The sequence below is a fragment of the Wocania arenilitoris genome, from assembly GCF_021728535.1.
In the GTDB taxonomy this organism is placed as follows: Bacteria; Bacteroidota; Bacteroidia; order Flavobacteriales; family Flavobacteriaceae; genus Wocania_A; species Wocania_A arenilitoris.
In genome coordinates this window covers 209,916-227,520 of record NZ_JAKKDU010000002.1, presented here as the reverse complement: position 1 = coordinate 227,520, position 17,605 = coordinate 209,916, and the positions used below count along the sequence as shown (strand labels likewise).

General features: G+C 33.8%; 12 protein-coding genes. 4 read left to right on the top strand and 8 right to left on the bottom strand.

All coding sequences use genetic code 11. The features are described from left to right. Window positions 1-990 carry a type I glyceraldehyde-3-phosphate dehydrogenase gene (gap, locus tag L3X37_RS02320; RefSeq protein WP_237238561.1) on the top strand — a complete coding sequence of 330 codons (990 nt, stop codon included), beginning with the start codon at window positions 1-3 and terminating at the stop codon, window positions 988-990. A gap of 91 nt (window positions 991-1,081) precedes the next feature. Further along, on the top strand, window positions 1,082-3,283 hold the full coding sequence (locus tag L3X37_RS02315; RefSeq protein WP_237238560.1) for an ATP-binding protein: 2,202 nt from the start codon (window positions 1,082-1,084) through the stop codon (window positions 3,281-3,283). On the opposite strand, the gene lpxK is transcribed toward L3X37_RS02315, so the two are convergent. Further along, complete coding sequence (gene lpxK / locus L3X37_RS02310; protein ID WP_237238559.1) at window positions 3,273-4,277, bottom strand: tetraacyldisaccharide 4'-kinase; 1,005 nt, start codon at window positions 4,275-4,277, stop codon at window positions 3,273-3,275. The two genes, L3X37_RS02315 and lpxK, sit on opposite strands and share 11 nt — an antisense overlap. A 53-nt stretch (window positions 4,278-4,330) precedes the next feature. Here lpxK and L3X37_RS02305 point away from each other — a divergent pair, with 53 nt between their 5' ends. After that, window positions 4,331-5,425 carry a Nif3-like dinuclear metal center hexameric protein gene (locus tag L3X37_RS02305; protein WP_237238558.1) on the top strand — a complete coding sequence of 365 codons (1,095 nt, stop codon included), beginning with the start codon at window positions 4,331-4,333 and terminating at the stop codon, window positions 5,423-5,425. Between the two features lie 3 nt (window positions 5,426-5,428). After that, window positions 5,429-6,208, top strand: coding sequence for a zinc ribbon domain-containing protein (locus L3X37_RS02300; protein ID WP_237238557.1), 780 nt, complete (start codon window positions 5,429-5,431; stop codon window positions 6,206-6,208). 181 nt (window positions 6,209-6,389) lie between these two features. Here L3X37_RS02300 and L3X37_RS02295 read toward each other — a convergent pair whose 3' ends face one another. From L3X37_RS02295 to L3X37_RS02265, 7 genes are all read right to left on the bottom strand, one after another. Continuing rightward, a complete protein-coding gene (locus tag L3X37_RS02295; RefSeq protein ID WP_237238556.1) occupies window positions 6,390-6,833 on the bottom strand; it encodes a transposase in 444 nt (147 codons plus the stop codon). A gap of 227 nt (window positions 6,834-7,060) precedes the next feature. After that, complete coding sequence (locus L3X37_RS02290; RefSeq protein ID WP_237238555.1) at window positions 7,061-9,370, bottom strand: glycoside hydrolase family 31 protein; 2,310 nt, start codon at window positions 9,368-9,370, stop codon at window positions 7,061-7,063. A gap of 37 nt (window positions 9,371-9,407) precedes the next feature. Then, on the bottom strand, window positions 9,408-10,805 hold the full coding sequence (locus L3X37_RS02285) for a c-type cytochrome domain-containing protein (RefSeq protein ID WP_369409867.1): 1,398 nt from the start codon (window positions 10,803-10,805) through the stop codon (window positions 9,408-9,410). A gap of 69 nt (window positions 10,806-10,874) precedes the next feature. Next, a complete protein-coding gene (locus tag L3X37_RS02280; RefSeq protein WP_237238553.1) occupies window positions 10,875-11,939 on the bottom strand; it encodes an NHL repeat-containing protein in 1,065 nt (354 codons plus the stop codon). Window positions 11,940-11,954: 15 nt separating this feature from the next. Beyond that, complete coding sequence (locus L3X37_RS02275; protein ID WP_237238631.1) at window positions 11,955-13,331, bottom strand: DUF1501 domain-containing protein; 1,377 nt, start codon at window positions 13,329-13,331, stop codon at window positions 11,955-11,957. A 107-nt stretch (window positions 13,332-13,438) separates the two neighbouring features. Continuing rightward, window positions 13,439-15,985 carry a PSD1 and planctomycete cytochrome C domain-containing protein gene (locus L3X37_RS02270; RefSeq protein ID WP_237238552.1) on the bottom strand — a complete coding sequence of 849 codons (2,547 nt, stop codon included), beginning with the start codon at window positions 15,983-15,985 and terminating at the stop codon, window positions 13,439-13,441. A gap of 211 nt (window positions 15,986-16,196) precedes the next feature. Next, window positions 16,197-17,573, bottom strand: coding sequence for a RagB/SusD family nutrient uptake outer membrane protein (locus L3X37_RS02265; protein ID WP_237238551.1), 1,377 nt, complete (start codon window positions 17,571-17,573; stop codon window positions 16,197-16,199). Between the last annotated feature and the right edge of the window lie 32 nt (window positions 17,574-17,605).

The window sequence follows — 17,605 nt, the reverse complement described above, 5'->3', positions numbered from 1 at the left end:
ATGATTAAAGTTGCCATTAATGGCTTTGGAAGAATTGGCAGACGTGTTTTTAGATTACTACAAGACTATAAAAACATCCAAGTTGTTGTTATAAACGATTTAGCAGACACGAAAACATTAAGCCATTTGCTTAAATACGATAGTGTTCATGGGCTTTTTAATGGAAAAGTTTCTTTTGATGAAAATCATATTATTGTAAATGAATTAAACATCCCTCTTCTGAACTATAATCATCCTAAAAATATAGATTGGACTCCTTTTAATGTAGATTTTGTAATTGAAGCTTCAGGAAAGTTTAAAACCACAAAAGACCTGCAACATCACATAAATAATGGTGCAAAACGTGTTATTTTAAGTGTTCCACCAATTGAAAATAATATTAAAACAATTGTCCTTGGAGTTAATGACAAAAGTTTAGATGGCTCTGAAACTATTATTTCTAACGCATCATGTACAACAAATAACGCTGCGCCTATGATTGATATCATTGATAAACTCTGTGGTATTAATCAAGCTTATATTACAACCGTACATTCGTATACAACAGACCAAAGTTTGCATGATCAGCCTCATAGAGATTTACGTCGGTCTAGAGCAGCAAGTCAATCTATTGTTCCAACAACAACTGGTGCTGCAAAAGCGTTAACAAAAATTTTTCCAAAACTTGCCAACTCAATTGGAGGTTGTGGTATTAGAGTGCCAGTTATTAATGGCTCATTAACCGATATAACGTTTAATGTAAAAAATGAAGTCACCATTGAAACCATAAATAATGCGTTTAAAGAAGCTTCAAAACATCAATACAAAGGTATTTTAGAATATACCGAAGACCCCATTGTTTCAATAGATATTGTAGGAAACACCCATTCATGTATATTTGATTCTCAAATGACATCTGCTATTGGAAATATGGTAAAAATAATAGGTTGGTACGATAATGAAACGGGATATTCTAAAAGAATAATCGATTTAATATGCGATTTATCGTAAAAAAAAGCACTTTTATCGATAAAATAATTATATTTGTCGAGAATAATAAATATAAATGCCCCAGATAAGGAACTACATATATGCTATTTTAATGCTAATAAGCCTCAGCGTTTACTCTCAAAATTCTGTAGAAAACGACCCTGAAATTATTAAAAATAGGATTGATTATCATATCACTCAAGCTAGATACGACATAGATAGTTACGACTATTTTGAAGCTCAAAAAAAGCTTGATGAAGCTCTAGAGATTGCTTCAAATTCCAACAACAAAAAAAGTGAAGGCATTATATACGCTATTAAAGCTAAATTGCAACTCATTATTGAAGAAGAAGATAATGCCATACAATCGCTTACAAAAGCTATTGCAATCCAACGCATTATAAATGATAATGTAAACATTGGTGACTCTTATAAAACGTTTGGAGATATTTATTTTAACAAAAAAGAATATTACCAAGCTCTAGATCAATATAAAGCAGCAAAAACTAAATTTCAAGAAGAAGGTTTAAACGAAAACTTAAGTGAAGTTTTACTTTGTGAAGTTAAAACTTATATGAGTTTAAAAAACTTTAGAAAAGCTAGATCACTTAACGATGAAGCTATTGCTTTAGCAAAAAGAAATAATAATTTAAAAATTCAAAGTCAAGGATTAGTTAATCTCGGTAAAATTTATAATGTTTTAGGAGATAACAAAAAAGCTTTAAAATTTACTAACGAAGGGATACAAATCGCCAAAGAAAACAATTACGCTAGCATTTTAAATGATGGTTACTTGATTTTAAGTAAAATAAATGAAAATATAGGAGATTATAAGCTTTCCAATAAGTATTTAAAAGCTCATATTAAATTATCAGATTCTCTAAGAGCTGCTAAACGTGTCAATTTATCAGCAGACAAAAAGATACAGTTTTTAATGGCCGACAAAAATGAAGAAGTAAAAAAAGTAAAAGAAGAAAGAGATGAAGCCAATAACAAAAATGATTTAAGTACATTAATATCAATATTAAGTGTAGCGTTAATTACTATATTATCATTGCTAACTTTATCCCTTTACAAAAATAACAACATTAGGTTAAAAACTAATAATATGCTGCATAAAAAAAACGCAGAATTAATAGTTGCTAAAGAAAAAGCAGAATTAGCCTCAAAAACAAAAGCCAACTTCTTATCAACGGTAACACACGAATTAAGAACACCTTTATATGCTGTAACTGGTTTAAGTAATATGTTATTAGATGAAAACCCAAAACCAGAACAGGTTCAGCATTTAAAATCACTTAAATTTTCTGGAGATTACTTGCTTACGTTTATTAATGATATACTTCAAATAAATAAAATTGAAGCTAATAAAGTTGATATCGAACCCGAATCTTTTAACTTAAAAAAGAAAATAAACAATATTGTTTTAGCGCTAAATAACTCTGCATTAGATAATAATATTAAAATTCATTTTGAGTACGATTCAGATTTGCCAGAAAATTTTGTAGCAGACCAATTAAAAATTTCTCAAATACTTATAAACCTAATTGGTAACTCGATTAAATTCACAAAGGATGGCGATATTTGGATTAGAGTTTATAAAATAGAACAAAAAAACAGTACTTACACACTTCGCTTTGAGGTAGAAGATAATGGCATTGGTATCAGCCAAGAAAAACAAGATAAAATGTTTGAAAGCTTTTCACAAGGTTCTATTCAAATTAACAGAAAATATGGTGGCACTGGTTTAGGTCTTTCTATTGTAAAAGGTTTAATTGATATTTTAAAAGGTGATATTTACATGAAAAGCGAATTAGGTGAGGGCACCACTTTTTACTTTGAAATTCCTTTAGAATACAGCTCTACTGAAGAACCTAACGAAATAGGTTCAACTTATTTTGATGGAGACACAAGCGAATTAGATTTAACAAACGTTAAAATTTTAGTTGTTGAAGACAACAAAATAAACCAGATGATTACCAAAAAGATTCTTACTAAAATGAATCTTGTGTGTGACATTGTTGATAATGGCGAAGAGGCTGTAGAAATGATTAAAGCCAACAAATACAACATTATTTTAATGGATATCCACATGCCAGGAATTAGCGGTATTGAAGCTACAAAAAGAGTTAGAGCATTTGATAAAGAACTAACCATTTTTGCATTAACCGCTGTTACCATCGAAGATAAAATGCATGAATTTGAAGAAGCTGGTTTTACAGATATTATTCCAAAGCCATTCAAACAAGAAGAGTTCGAGAAAAAACTTTACAATGCTTTAGCTAGAAAAAAGAATACTTCTACTAGCGCATAACGGCTTGTTTAATTAATTTATTTAGCGTTAACTCATCATCAATAACAACTGCTATTGGCAAATAAAACAATTTATCTTTTAAAGATTTGTATTGCTTTAATCTCATAAAATCTTTTTCTGTTGTAACTATTAGCTTTTGTTTTTCTAACAACAGAATATCTTGTTGGGAAAATTCGTGATGATCTTTATAGCATAAATGTTCAAAATTTAAACTTTTGGCTTTTAAAAAATCAACTAAAGGTTTTGCATTTGCTATACCTGTAGCCAAAGTAAAATGCTTTAAATCATTAATGTTTTTTACTGAATCAGTAGAAAATATTTCGTTTGAATAATCAATAGAGCTAAAAAATACATGCTGATAATTTTCAGTGTTTAGCTTTTTTAAAATATTGTTTTTTTTAAATGCTTCTAAATCATCCGGACACTTTGTAACTAGAATAATATTAGCACGTTTCGCTCCACTTTTGGGTTCGCGCAAATTACCCGTTGGCAATACAAAATCAGCATAATAAGGATTGCTGTAAGTTGTCAATAAAATATTAAATCGCGCTTTAACTTTTCTATGCTGAAAAGCATCGTCAAGCAAAATAATGTCTGGTTTCTGCTTTACACCTCTTAAGTTTTTAATACCATTTTTTCTATCAGAATCAACAGCAACTAAAACATCATTTTTAAATTTATTATAAAACTGAAAGGGTTCATCACCCAAAGTTTCAGCACTTGAGTTTGTATTTCCTAATACAAACCCTTTTGTTTTACGCTTATAACCTCTACTTAATGTAGCTACTTTAAAATCATCTTTAAGTAATCTAATTAAATACTCAATCATTGGTGTTTTTCCCGTGCCTCCTACACTTAAATTACCAACACATATTACTGGAAAACTATAAGATTCAGACTTTTTAATACCCAAATCATATAGTTTATTTCGCAACCAAGTCACCAAATAATATATGGGAACAATAGGAAATAATATTTTTCTAACTAGCTTCACAGCTACGAAAATATAATATTTATATTTGTTTTATAATACATACCTAAAATAATATGATAGTTCAAGACGTTATAAATCATTTAGAAACCCTTGCTCCTTTGGCTTACGCCGAAGATTTTGATAATGTTGGACTTTTAGTTGGCAACAGAAACGAAAAAATAACTGGTGTTTTAGTAACTTTAGATACCCTTGAAACCGTTGTTGAAGAAGCTATTAAAAAAAACTGCAATCTTATTGTAAGCTTCCATCCTATTATTTTTAAGGGTTTAAAAAAACTTACTGGCAAAACATATGTAGAACGTGTGGTTTTAAAAGCTATTAAGCATAACATAGCAATTTATGCTATTCACACCGCTTTAGACAATGCATTGCAAGGTGTAAACGATATGATTTTCAATCAGTTAGGATTAACAAACAAACGCATTTTAATTCCGCAAAGTGAAACCATAAAAAAACTAACCACTTATGTACCAAAAAATGAAGCCGAAGAATTACGAACTGTATTATTTGAAACCGGTGCTGGAAGTATTGGTAATTATGATAATTGTAGTTTTAATGTTGATGGATTAGGCACTTATAAAGGCAATGAAAAAGCAAACCCAAGTCTTGGTGAAAAAGGCATTTTACATAAGGAAGCTGAAACCAAAATAACAATTACTTATGCAAAACATTTAGAATCTAAAATACTGAAAGCTCTTTTTAAAACCCATAGTTATGAAGAGGTAGCTTACGAAATAACAACCCTAGAAAACAAAAATCAAAACATTGGTATGGGCATGATTGGAGAGCTAGAAAAGCCCATGGAGGCGCAACGCTTTTTAAATCATGTAAAAGCCAAAATGAATACGGAGTGTATTAGGCATTCCTCATTAACAAACAAACCTATAAAAAAAGTAGCGGTTTTAGGTGGATCGGGTAGTTTTGCTATTCAAGCAGCTAAAGCCTCTGGCGCTGATGCTTTTATAACAGCCGATTTAAAATATCACGATTTTTTTACAGCAGAAAATCATATTCTTTTAGCTGATATAGGACATTATGAAAGCGAACAGTTCACAAAAAATCTTTTAGTAGCATATCTTACAAAAAAAATTACTAATTTTGCAGTCGTTTTATCAAACACAAATACCAATCCTGTTAAGTATTTTTAAAGTATGGCTAAAAAGAAAGAAGTAACTGTAGAAGAGCGCTTAAGAGCTTTATACGATTTACAACTCATCGATTCTCGTATAGATGAAATAAGAAATGTTCGTGGAGAACTTCCGTTAGAAGTTCGTGATTTAGAAGATGAAGTTGCTGGACTAAACATTAGGTTAGAAAAACTAATGTCAAACTTAGAGCTAATCGATAACGATATTAATTCAAAGAAGAACCTTATTGAAGAAGCTAAAACTTTAATAAAGAAGTATAGCGAGCAACAAAAAAATGTTAGAAATAACAGAGAATTTAATTCTTTAACCAAAGAAGTTGAATTTCAAGAATTAGAAATTGAATTAGCCGAAAAACATATCAAAGAGTTTAAGTCGCAAATAGAGCAGAAAAAAGAAGTTATAGCTGAAACTAAAGAGCGCGTAAAAGAACGTGAAAACCATTTAAAACACAAGAAAAGTGAGTTAGATGCTATTTTAGCTGAGACTGAAAAAGAAGAGGAAGCGTTAATTAAAAAGTCTGAGGATTATAAAACTCAAATTGAAGAACGCTTAGTTGCTGCTTATAACAGAATTCGTAAAAACGTTAAAAACGGTTTAGCAGTAGTACCAATTGAAAGAGGCGCTTCTGGTGGGTCTTTCTTTACTATTCCACCACAGGTTCAAGTAGAAATTGCTTCGCGCAAAAAAGTAATTACTGATGAGCACAGTGGCAGAATTTTAGTTGATGCTGCATTAGCTGAAGAACAAAAAGCTAAAATGGAAAAAATGTTTGCAAAACTTTAATTCCAAAAAAATATAAATTTTAAGAAGCTGTCTCAAAACCGAGGCAGCTTTTTTTTGTTAAAAAAACAATGATTATGTGCATGATATTTTGTATCTTATATATTGAATATAAGACTGCAAAAAACGGATAAAGTGAAACACCTAGAGCGGATTAAAGTGAGCCACTAATACCAATTTAACTTTATGATGTCGCCATAAAGACATCTATATAATGATGATTTGCTGTAATTGATTTAATAGTTTCGGCACTCATTTTGTTGACCGTTCCATGGAACCACTTTTTTAAATCTTCCATGGATTCAAATCTTTGATTTTTGTAGCGTTGCTTGATATACTGCCAAATTTGTTCACAGGGATTGAGTTCAGGTGCGTAAGGTGGGATTCGCAATAGGTGTATGTTTTGAGGGACCTCTATGTTTTTTGTAGAATGGAACCCCGCGTTGTCTATGACAACAATTTTAAGCTCTTTGGGCCTGTGCAACGAAAATTGTTTTAAGTATGCTTCAAAAACATCTGTGTTCACACCGTTGACCTCCCATACAAAACTATCTCCATCTATGGGCGAATAACTTCCGTATAAATAAGTGGTCTTAAAAATTTGGTTGCTTTTTGCGGAGTGAAACAAGTTCTGCTACACTTTCTTTGATTGCGAATTCTTGTGGTTTTGCCATCCTTAAAGATAAACAAATATAACGACATTACATAATTAAATTGGTATAATGCTTGATATTTCAATTTTACACCATCCGGAAGTTCGGAGTTACATCCTGTAATCAAAAATAAAATGACCAAGAAGTTTAACATCAATTTTTTATGATTCATAATTAGAGCAACACTATTTATATGCGTACCCTATTCTATATTTATTTTTAACAAATCACCTGTGTAATTAATTTCTTTAATAATTGCCCCCTTTTTTTTACTTATAACTTTCAAATTGATTCTTTTTTCTTTTTGCATCCCTTTAAATCCCCCTTTAGTAGGACCCATGGTAAACACTTTATTTTTTTCTGAATATTTCATAGGAATCGTAGTTCCAATTTCGTTAATATAATTATAGTTATCACCTTCATCCTCATATAAAGTAAAATCCGCATCCTTTCCTGTATATAGCCTTATTTCAAGTTTATCCATTGGTTTCTCAGATGTGTGTTGTAAAATTTCACCCATAGGCAGAATTGATCCTGATTTTACAAATAATGGAATAATTTCTATAGGAGAATCTGCAATGATGAATTGGCCGCCACTATACTTTTCATGTGTCCAGAAATCAAACCAATCTCCACCCTTCGGCAAATAAACCTCACGTTTTTTTGCATTAGGCTCTAACACGGGACATACCATAATATTACTTCCAAACATAAACTGGTCGTTTATTTTAAGAACATTTTTATCATGCAAAAAATCAAAAGGTAAGGCTCTCATAATAGTATAGCCTTCACTATAAACCTTATAAGAAAGTGTGTAAAGATAAGGTAACAAACGGTAACGAAGATTTACATAATTGGTCAATATTTTTTGATTATCACTACCGTAGGACCATAATTCATTGTGCCCACTTCTAGTCTCCATAGGGTACCTACGGCCATGAGCTCTAAAAAAAGGTGTAAAAGTACCATATTGAAACCACCTAACAAACACTTCTTGATAAGCGGGATCTTTTGGATCTCCACCAGCATAGCCTCCTATATCTGTGTTCCAATATGGAAGTCCTGTCATACAAAAGTTAAGCCCCGTTGGTATTTGTTCTTTTAATGTTTTAAAATCAACTCCGATATCACCCGACCACACAACACTTGCAAATTTCTGTTGTCCTGCAAAAGCAGAGCGTGTTAGAACAAAAGCTCTTTTATCCCTGTTAATACTCTGTCTTTCATATATGTTCTTCATATCGAAATAGGAATATAGATTCAAATATTTAGACGTAGGCCCTAAAAAACAAGAGGTCTTGGTAAATTCATCGAAATTTTCAGGTTCTGTAGCATCAAACCAAATAGCATCAACCCCTTTATCCAAATAATTCTTTTTTACAAGGTCGTAATACAACTTTCCCGCTTGAGGGTTAAAAGCATCATAAACTTGACCGAATTTTCCTAAATCAAGATCAAGAAGAAAACCTTTTTTATTCATCAAATTCCAATTATCGATATTAATTTTAAAACTTGGCCATACAGAAACCACCAATTTGCAATTAAAATCATCATGAAGAATGGTAATCATATCCTCGGCATCTGGAAAATCGACAGGGTCAAAAACCATCGAGCCAAAACCAGAGTCACCCCAGTGCAAATAATCTAAAATTATTGCATCCAACGGAATGTTAAGACTTCTATGCTTTTCCACAACTTTCATTAACTCCTCCTTGTTTTTATATCTATTTCTACTTTGAATATAGCCTAATGCCCATTTAGGTAACATGGGTGCCTCCCCAGTGAGTTCCCTAAAGCTTGCAATAATATTGTCGAAACGTTGTCCTTGAATGAAGTAGTACTCTATTTTATCTCCTATTTCGGAAGCAATGAATGGATGTTCGGATGTGTCATCAAATACAGTCTTTGAATAATTATCCCAATAAATTCCATAACCTTTAGAGGACAAAATAACTGGGATAGAAACCCTTGTGTTCTGTTGGGTCATTTCTATCTTTTTTCCCCTAATACTAAGATCTTCCTGCTCATGTTGACCTAAACCATAAAGAACCTCTTCATTTGGCCAACTAAAATCTTGTTGAATATGAAAAGACCTATTACCATTTTGGAGAAAAGGCTTTATACGACTTTTCTTGGCACTCATTAATAAAACCTCTTTGTGGTTTTTGAAATCAAATTCTCCTGTAAATTTATCCAAATATACGGACAGACTGTCCGTCCTTATAATAATTTTTTCTTTTTCTTCTTCAACCGAAAAATCAAAGACATTCTCTAAGGATTTTTTTGCAATTAAGCTTTCTATGTCTAGTAAAGAATCGTTTTCAGCAACAGCTATTTTTATAACGGTTGGAGTCAAAACATTTACTGCTATTTTCTTTATAGAATTTGTTTCAGCATCAAAAATTTCGTAAATAATCCCGCTGTCTGATTTTATCAGCGAACTACTACAGCCACTCAATAAAATGATGAGCAACATTTTTAAGTGCCAAATGAGAACATTTTTTAAATTCATTTTTTTTATTTTGATTTAAAACTATAAGTCCAGTTATTCAATCTTTTATTTGATGATCGTATTCTATTCCTATTACCTCTATTTTTGGATTCAACTCATGAAAATTTACTATGCTTTCTGGAGTTACTTTGGTATTCCAAAGGTATACTCGCTTTAAGCTAGGTATATCAGAAATAGCCATTAAACTTTCATTGGTTACTGAGGTACCATATAGGTTAAGTACTTCCAAATGTTGTAGCCCAACCAATAGTTTAACTCCTGAATCTTTGATTCCTGTTTTCTCAACTTTAAGATGAGTGATATGTGGCAATTGCACAACCACCTTAACCATATCATCTGTTAAGGTGCGAATACCACTTAAATCTAAACAAAAAACATGGTCCTTTGCCTTCTGCAAAACTTCTAAATGCTTGATAGACAAGGAGTCGCTAAATAATTTAACATTCAATAATTGATGATTTACAGATAATCTAGTTGCCTTCCATCCTACATTTGAAAACTCTAGCAGCAAATCTTCTTCAATTGGTGGAACTTGTATACGATCGTAAAATGGTTTAGTTTTAGTATCCACACCAAAATCACGCATTAAGAACTGATGAATTTCTGTAGGAACAATAGTAGTCGTCAATTTCATGTCCGTAGATGCTCCTTGTAAAATCCACCATTCAAGAAGCTTCATCTCGCTAAAAGAAAGTGGAGTTCCTTTGGGTGGCATAAATTTTTTATGCTCTTGAGGCAAGGTACACCTCAATAAAAGTTCACTTTCATAAGGTTGACCTTTTACAATTACAGCACCACCTTCTCCTCCTTTACTAATACTTTCTATAGACGACAGTTTAAGCCCTCCATTAACCTTATTCTCACCATGACATTGAACACATTTCGCATTCAATATGGGCTGAATAAGGTGATCAAATACTCTAACCGAGTCGAGACTTTTCGGAATTATCAAAGGATACGAAGCTTCATATCCCAAGATCTTTTTTACAAAATTTGGCGCGTATGCAGTTAAATAATCACTACCATGGGTAAGATTACCTCCCAAGTGACCTGTTATGAACATCAAGACCACCAATAGCACAATTATAGCCCTAGATTTTAGAAACCTGAAACTTAATCGATTTGATTTTATTCCCCATCCCAAAAAAGACAATAATGCTAGAGCTATACCCAACCATTGATGCCAAAACAGAGTTTTATCATCATACCCACCTTGTTGGGATATCAAATATCCCATTAATGCAGATAGCAATGCTCCAAATCCACCAGCAATTAGAGCTATATAAATACCTGTTTTCAATACTTTGTGGTTTTTCTTCGAGAAACAGGAAAGTAACTCCATAAGTCCAGCTAAGAAGATAAAACCTATTGGAAGGTGGACCAAAACTGGATGAAATCTACCTAAAAATATTATAGTATCAGAAACTTCCTTCACTTTTGTATATTTAATATAATGTTCATTGTTCCTTATTAAAAGAAAATACTAAACTTGATTAAAAAATAACTAAACCCTATGTAATTTATAAGGGTAAACACCTCCGGCGTTCCATTGACATACATAAAGGTTTTCATCATTATCCACGCATACATCATGGCAATGTTTAAAAATTGGTTCATCTTGTAGCATCAGCTGCAACTTTCCTTGTTTATATTTAGGCCTATTACCACCAGGATTGGATATTACTTTATTTTCCTTATTTAAAATGGTAACAAACCCTTTATTCATTTTCATATTATAATCTCCTTCTTCCATTCCAAAGCAAACACCTGAATAAAGATTTTCTCCATGAATTACAGCTCTACTCACATAAGCTCCAGGTAGATAGTACGTTTCTATATATTTACCGTCTAAGGTAAAACGTTTAAAAGCATTTTTCATCCTTGCAGAACATAACAGAGTAGGATTATTGGGGTCACGGGTATCCAAAGTTACACCATGAGCTTGTTGAAACCTGTCTTCTTTTAATATACTGGCACCTCCAAATTTTCTAATAAAACGACCACGTGCATCATACTGTAAAATAAATTGGGAGCCATAACCATCGGCCACGTAGATATCACCATTCGGGCCTATTGCAGTCTCCGTAGGGTTAAAACTCATATCTGGTCTATATTCTCCAATTTTATTAGGAGGATTCAAGGTAAGAATTACTTCGCCTGAAAGTGTACATTTTAATACTTTACCTAAACTTGAATCAGTAATATATAGATATTCAGAATCACCTTCGTCATGGATGGTCAATCCATGTGCTCCTGGAAGATTCAGAGTCCAACTATCCAACAAATTTCCCGATTTTTCATAAATAAGGATATTGTTTTTCTCATGATCGGTAAGCATCAACAAGCGCCCTTTTTTATCCATAACCATCTCATGACAGTTCTTAATGGGATGGTTTTTTGGATTAAGGTTTCCCCATTTACGTTCTAACCTATATTTAAAATCACCATGACCCAGAATAGTTTGATCCAATTTGGGTTTTGACGACAAGATTTGAAATGGAATGGATTTGGCTGTAACCAAGGCACCAACACCTATTCCCGTATTCTTAATAAAAGTTCTTCGCTCCATAGTTATTTTTATTGATTAAGATAAAATATCCTTGACCACATGTCCATGAACATCGGTAAGCCTATACCTTCTTCCTTGATGTTTAAAAGTAAAATCTTCATGATTTATACCCATTAAATGCATTACGGTTGCCTGGAAATCATGCACATGAACAGGGTTCTCAATTGGATTGAATCCAAAATCATCCGAGGCACCAAAACTAAATCCAGGCTTTACACCAGCACCAGCCATCCAAAGACTGAATACATAAGGATGATGGTCTCGACCCCAATTTTTATAATCCCCAATATCGCCTTGAAGAAATGGAGTTCTTCCAAATTCGCCACCCCAAATAACTAAGGTATCTTCAAGCATACCCCGTTGCTTTAAATCCTTGATTAAGGCAGCACTGGGTGCATCTGTATCCTGACATTGAATCTTAAGTTGGTGATTAAGGTTTTTGTGTTGATCCCATCCAGCATGCATACATTGAATAAAAGGAACACCTCTTTCGGCTAATCTACGGGCCATGATACAGTTATATGCATAGCTTCCCTTCCGATTAACATCTGGCCCGTACATTTCAAGAACATGTTGAGGTTCATCTGAAAAATCGGTTAGTTCTGGAACACTCATTTGCATTTTATATGACATCTCATATTGGGCAATCCTACTGAGAATCTCTGGATCACCAAATTCTTGGTGATTGAGTTCATTCAGTGCTTGCAAATCATCCAATAGGTTTCTTCTCATACTTCTACTCATTCCTTCGGGATTTTTAAGATAGAGTACAGGATCGCCGCTACCTCTAAATTTCACTCCTTGGAACTTACTTGGTAAGAAACCGCTACCCCAATAATAATCGTAGAATATTTGCCCACAGCTAGCTTCTTTGTCTCTAGATGTCATGACTACAAAATCTGGTAAATCTTTTGAAGAGTTTCCCAAACCATAGGTGAGCCAAGATCCCATACTAGGCCTTCCTGGCTGCTCCGTACCAGTTAGAAAAAAGGTTATGGCTGGTGCATGGTTAACAGACTCAGTATACATGGATTTTATAAAACAGAGTTCGTCGGCCACTTTAGCAGTTTCTGGCATAAAATCTGAAATCCATGCACCACTTTGTCCATGCTGGGCAAAGTTGGAAATCTCTCCGAGTACAGGGCGTGATACCTGATTACCCGTCATCGTTGAAAACCTTTTTCCATGTGTTAGTTCGTCTGGAATCTGCTTTCCATGCCATTTCTTGAGCATAGGTTTGTAATCAAACAGGTCTACATGGGAAGGAGCGCCGTTCTGAAACAAATAAATTATACGTTTTGCTTTTGGCGGAAAATGAGGTAAACCACGTTCACTAGAAAAAGACAATTTATTTGGATTGTTAGAACCAAATAGTAAATTGTTGTTAAGCATTGTTCCTAGAGCCGCTGTACCTATGCCACCGGCTATTTTGCTAAAAAAAGCCCGCCGAGTAATACCAGCGTTATAGGCTTCAAAAGGATGTAACTTGTTTTTATTCATTACTGTCGTGTTATAGTTTCGTCCAAATTGAGCATAATAGATCCCAGTACGGTATAAGATGCCAGTTCGATAAAATCTAAACTTTCATCCATAGGAAACTCACCAATGGTAGCTATTTTTAGTGCTTCCTCTCTTTTTTTTCTGAACTCTTGTTGTAACTGTATCAATCTATCTTGAAAAATTTCCAGTTCTGCAACAATTGGTTTTCTTGAAGTTACCGTAGTGAACATCTTTAAGATTCGATCCTTATCCTTTGCATTGGATTTAATAGTATTAGTGGCCAACACCCTAGCTGCTTCCATATAGGTTATATCATTTAGCGTAGTAAGGGCATGAAGAGGAGTGTTGGTTAGTTGGGGTTTTACCATTGTTTTCAGACGTGTAGAATTATCAAACAAGACAGTTGGTCCAACGATACGTCTCCAAAAAGTATACAACGTCCTTCGGTAAAGGGCATCTCCATGATCCTGATTATAGGTTATTTTACCAAATGTTGCATCTTCCCAAATGCCCTTGGGTTGATATGGTTTTACTGGTTTTCCTCCCAAGGAATCTACCATTAATCCACTTAAGGCAAGTGCTTGGTCTCTTAGCATCCATGAAGGTAAACGCATTCGGGTTGCCCGAGCCAAGAACTTGTTTTCTGGATCTAATTTCAGATGCTTTTCATGAACTTTTGACGATTGCCTGTAGGTAGAACTCATCACAATTTTTTTGAATAATGCCTTTAAGTCCCATCCACTTTCTTGAAAATCCACTGATAGCCAGTCTAACAGTTCAGGATGTGTTGGCAACGCTCCCTGCACCCCAAAATCATCGGCTGTTTTTACAAAACCTTTTCCAAAAAAAGACTGCCAATACCTATTTACTGTAACTCTTGAGGTCAATGGTTGCTCTTTGGAAACTAACCATTGGGCAAAAGCAAGTCTATTATTTTTTATTCCATCAGGTAATGCTGGAAGAACTTCTGGAACATTTCTGAAAACTTCTTGGTCAAATAATGGTCCGTCATAGCTTCCTCGATTCAAAACAAAAGTTTGTCTAGCCTCTTCTTTTTCATCCATAACCATAACACGAAGAATTTCAGAATCGAGTTCTTGCAATTTCCCCGTATTTTCAATCGCTTTCCTTAATAAAGAAGCATAATCATCCCAATGATTAAAATAACTCAACAAACTTTTATAATCTCCTGCGCTCCTGTTATTGGCTGAACTCGACAAAATTCTACGATTAAGGTTTTTAGTACTTTTTGCAATCTTGGATTCAGAACTAGGAAGTCCCAATTCGCGTGGAAATACTTGTAGTTCAGCTTTATCTATATCAGCATACAGACCTTCAAGATAATTCTCTAGTTGTTCTATTTCTTTTTCCTTTTCGGGAGTACAGATGTTAAGTACAGGTTTTATCTTCTTGTTCATCCAAACACCTCCCTCCTCTGAAGTTTGGTTGAAATAATCAAATAGCTGGTAATACTCTTTCTGCGACACAGCATCAAACTTATGATCATGGCAGCGTGCACATTCTAAAGTTAGACCCAACCAAACTGTTCCAGTAGTCTCCACTCTGTCAAATACGTTCACGACACGAGTTTCTTCTGGAATACTTCCTCCCTCGGTGTTATAAGGATGGTTTCTATTAAAAGCTGTAGCCAAGATATCTTTCTTTGTAGGATTGGGCAACAAATCACCTGCAAGCTGCTTAACAGTAAAATCATCATAGGGCATATTATCATTAAATGCCTGGATTACCCAATCACGCCAAGGCCACATATCTCTACTATAATCACCTTGAAAACCATTGGTATCGGAGTAACGAGCTACATCTAGCCATTCCCATGCCCAACGTTCACCAAATCTTGGAGAAGCTAGTAGTCTGTCTACTAACATCTCATAGGCATTTTCAGTTGTGTCATTAATAAAGAATGCAACATCTTCAAGAGATGGAGGCAAACCAATCAAATCAAAAGTCAATCGACGAATGAGTGTTGTTTTATCTGCCTCTGAAGAAGGCTCAATACCTATCTTTTCCAATTTCTCTCCTACAAAAAAGTCAATCTCATTTCGAGCCCATGTATTTAATTTAAGCTTGGGTAATGCCACTTTTTTTGGCAGAATATAAGCCCAGTGCTCTTTATAAGCAGCTCCCTGTTCAATCCATTTAATCAAGATAGCCTTTTCCTCATCTGTGAGATATAATTTAGAATCGGGAGGCGGCATCAATTCTTCTTCCTTTTCAGTGAGGATTCTACGAATTAAATTACTTTCCCATGGTTTCCCAGGCTTGATAGTGAATAATTCTTTATCATGACCTTTAGAAATGACATCTGCTCGCACGTCCAATCGAAGGTCTGCTTTTCGACCATTCTCATCAGGTCCATGGCAGTGGAAACAGCGGTCAGATAGAATAGGGCGTACATGAAAATTAAAGTCGACCGTTTCGGGTAATGCTTGATATTTCAATTTTACACCATCCGGAAGTTCGGAGTTACATCCTGTAATCAAAAATAAAATGACCAAGAAGTTTAACATCAATTTTTTATGATTCATAATTTGAGCAACACTATTTTAATAATATCTTAATTTAGCTTTTGTGAGAACATTAGCAATCATTTTCATATAATTAAGACGCTACCTTTACCAGTACGAAACTGTATCAAACTTTGATAAGTATATCTCAAGTCAAATGAAAAGAAAGAAAAGGAACTGCAATTTTAAAAAGTTTACAATTCCTATTCATAAACTTAACTAACTCAAATATTTAATATCCTGGATTTTGTCTTAAAATGCTTTCATCATTTATTTTTTGAATTTCCGCTAAAGGGATTGGAAATAGATTGCTAGTAGATTTAGCTCCTAAACTCCCCAACAGATCTTCAAATCTGTCTGTTCGCACCAAATCATACCACCTGTGAGCTTCTCCTGCAAATTCCACCCTTCTCTCATGTTCCATTGCAAGCCTAAAAGTTTCTTGATTTGGAGCTTCTGTAGAAGTTATTGGTCCTAAACCAGCTCTATTTCTAATACGGTTCAATAGTGTGAAAGCCTCGCCATCAGCTACATAAGATTGTTCGTTTAGTGCTTCTGATAGCATTAAAAGCACATCTGAAAATCGGATTATCGGCCAATCGCTTTCTCCTCTACCGGAAGTACCTGGATTGCCGTACTTATATATTAAAATCTCACCTGGCGCCACTCCAGTGTTCAAAGTAAAATCCCTTCTAACATCACCTGGTTCATATTCATCAAATAAATCTGTTCCTGTAGCCCTATTATTTGGCTCAAGGGGATTAGCGAAACCATAATTGAACCCATTACCATTTAGACCGTCATTTGCATATCTAACAGCAAAAATAATTTCGGCATTATATTCATTAGCTTGGTCAAACACATCTGCATAATTAGCAAGTAAGTCAACCTTACTCCCTTCTAAAGCTAATACCGAGCGCAAAGAACTCTCTGCCTCTACATAATTACCAATAGTTAAATACACTTTCCCTAAAAGGGCATTAGCTGCTATGCTTGTTGCTCTACCAACATCATTTCCACTAAAACTCTCTGGCAAAAGATTTGCTGCAGATTTTAAATCGCTGACTATTTGTGCATATACTTCCGTTGGATTGCTTTGAGGAAATTCCAGTGCTTCATTAGCAGTAATCGGATTTAAAATCAAAGGAACATTCCCAAAATTACGGACATGGTTAAAATAATTAAGCCCTCTTAAAAATTGAGCTTCACCTTTGATACGGCTTGCAATAGAATTATCAATCTCAGCATCATCAATTCTGTCCAATATAAGATTTATTCTATTAATAGTATTATATGTTCTATTCCAATTCGATTCTAACAATGCATTGCTCGGATTCAAATTAAATTTATCAAAATCCTGAAGAGTGGTTACTGAACCTGATTCATTAGGAATCGTATTATCAGAACGCACATCACCAAATACAAACACATCATTATATGTATTCTTAAGTCCACTATATGCACCTATTAAAGCTTGCTCAAAATCGGACTCTTTTTGATAAAAACTTGATGTACTCAAGTTGGATACAGGGGCTATTTCAAGTTCATTATCACAAGATAAAACAGATAGTATCCCTAGTGAAAATAAATAATATTTTATGTATTTCATAATTTCTTTTATTTTTTAAAAAATTAAAATTT

What these genes read in the sequence shown, in the direction of transcription:
- L3X37_RS02275 (WP_237238631.1), bottom strand. Translation starts at nt 13,331, where the DNA reads ATGCTTAACAACAATTTACTATTTGGTTCTAACAATCCAAATAAATTG.
- L3X37_RS02315 (WP_237238560.1), top strand. Translation starts at nt 1,082, where the DNA reads ATGCTAATAAGCCTCAGCGTTTACTCTCAAAATTCTGTAGAAAACGAC.
- L3X37_RS02290 (WP_237238555.1), bottom strand. Translation starts at nt 9,370, where the DNA reads ATGAATTTAAAAAATGTTCTCATTTGGCACTTAAAAATGTTGCTCATC.
- L3X37_RS02300 (WP_237238557.1), top strand. Translation starts at nt 5,429, where the DNA reads ATGGCTAAAAAGAAAGAAGTAACTGTAGAAGAGCGCTTAAGAGCTTTA.
- L3X37_RS02270 (WP_237238552.1), bottom strand. Translation starts at nt 15,985, where the DNA reads ATGAATCATAAAAAATTGATGTTAAACTTCTTGGTCATTTTATTTTTG.
- L3X37_RS02280 (WP_237238553.1), bottom strand. Translation starts at nt 11,939, where the DNA reads ATGGAGCGAAGAACTTTTATTAAGAATACGGGAATAGGTGTTGGTGCC.
- gap (WP_237238561.1), top strand. Translation starts at nt 1, where the DNA reads ATGATTAAAGTTGCCATTAATGGCTTTGGAAGAATTGGCAGACGTGTT.
- L3X37_RS02265 (WP_237238551.1), bottom strand. Translation starts at nt 17,573, where the DNA reads ATGAAATACATAAAATATTATTTATTTTCACTAGGGATACTATCTGTT.
- L3X37_RS02305 (WP_237238558.1), top strand. Translation starts at nt 4,331, where the DNA reads ATGATAGTTCAAGACGTTATAAATCATTTAGAAACCCTTGCTCCTTTG.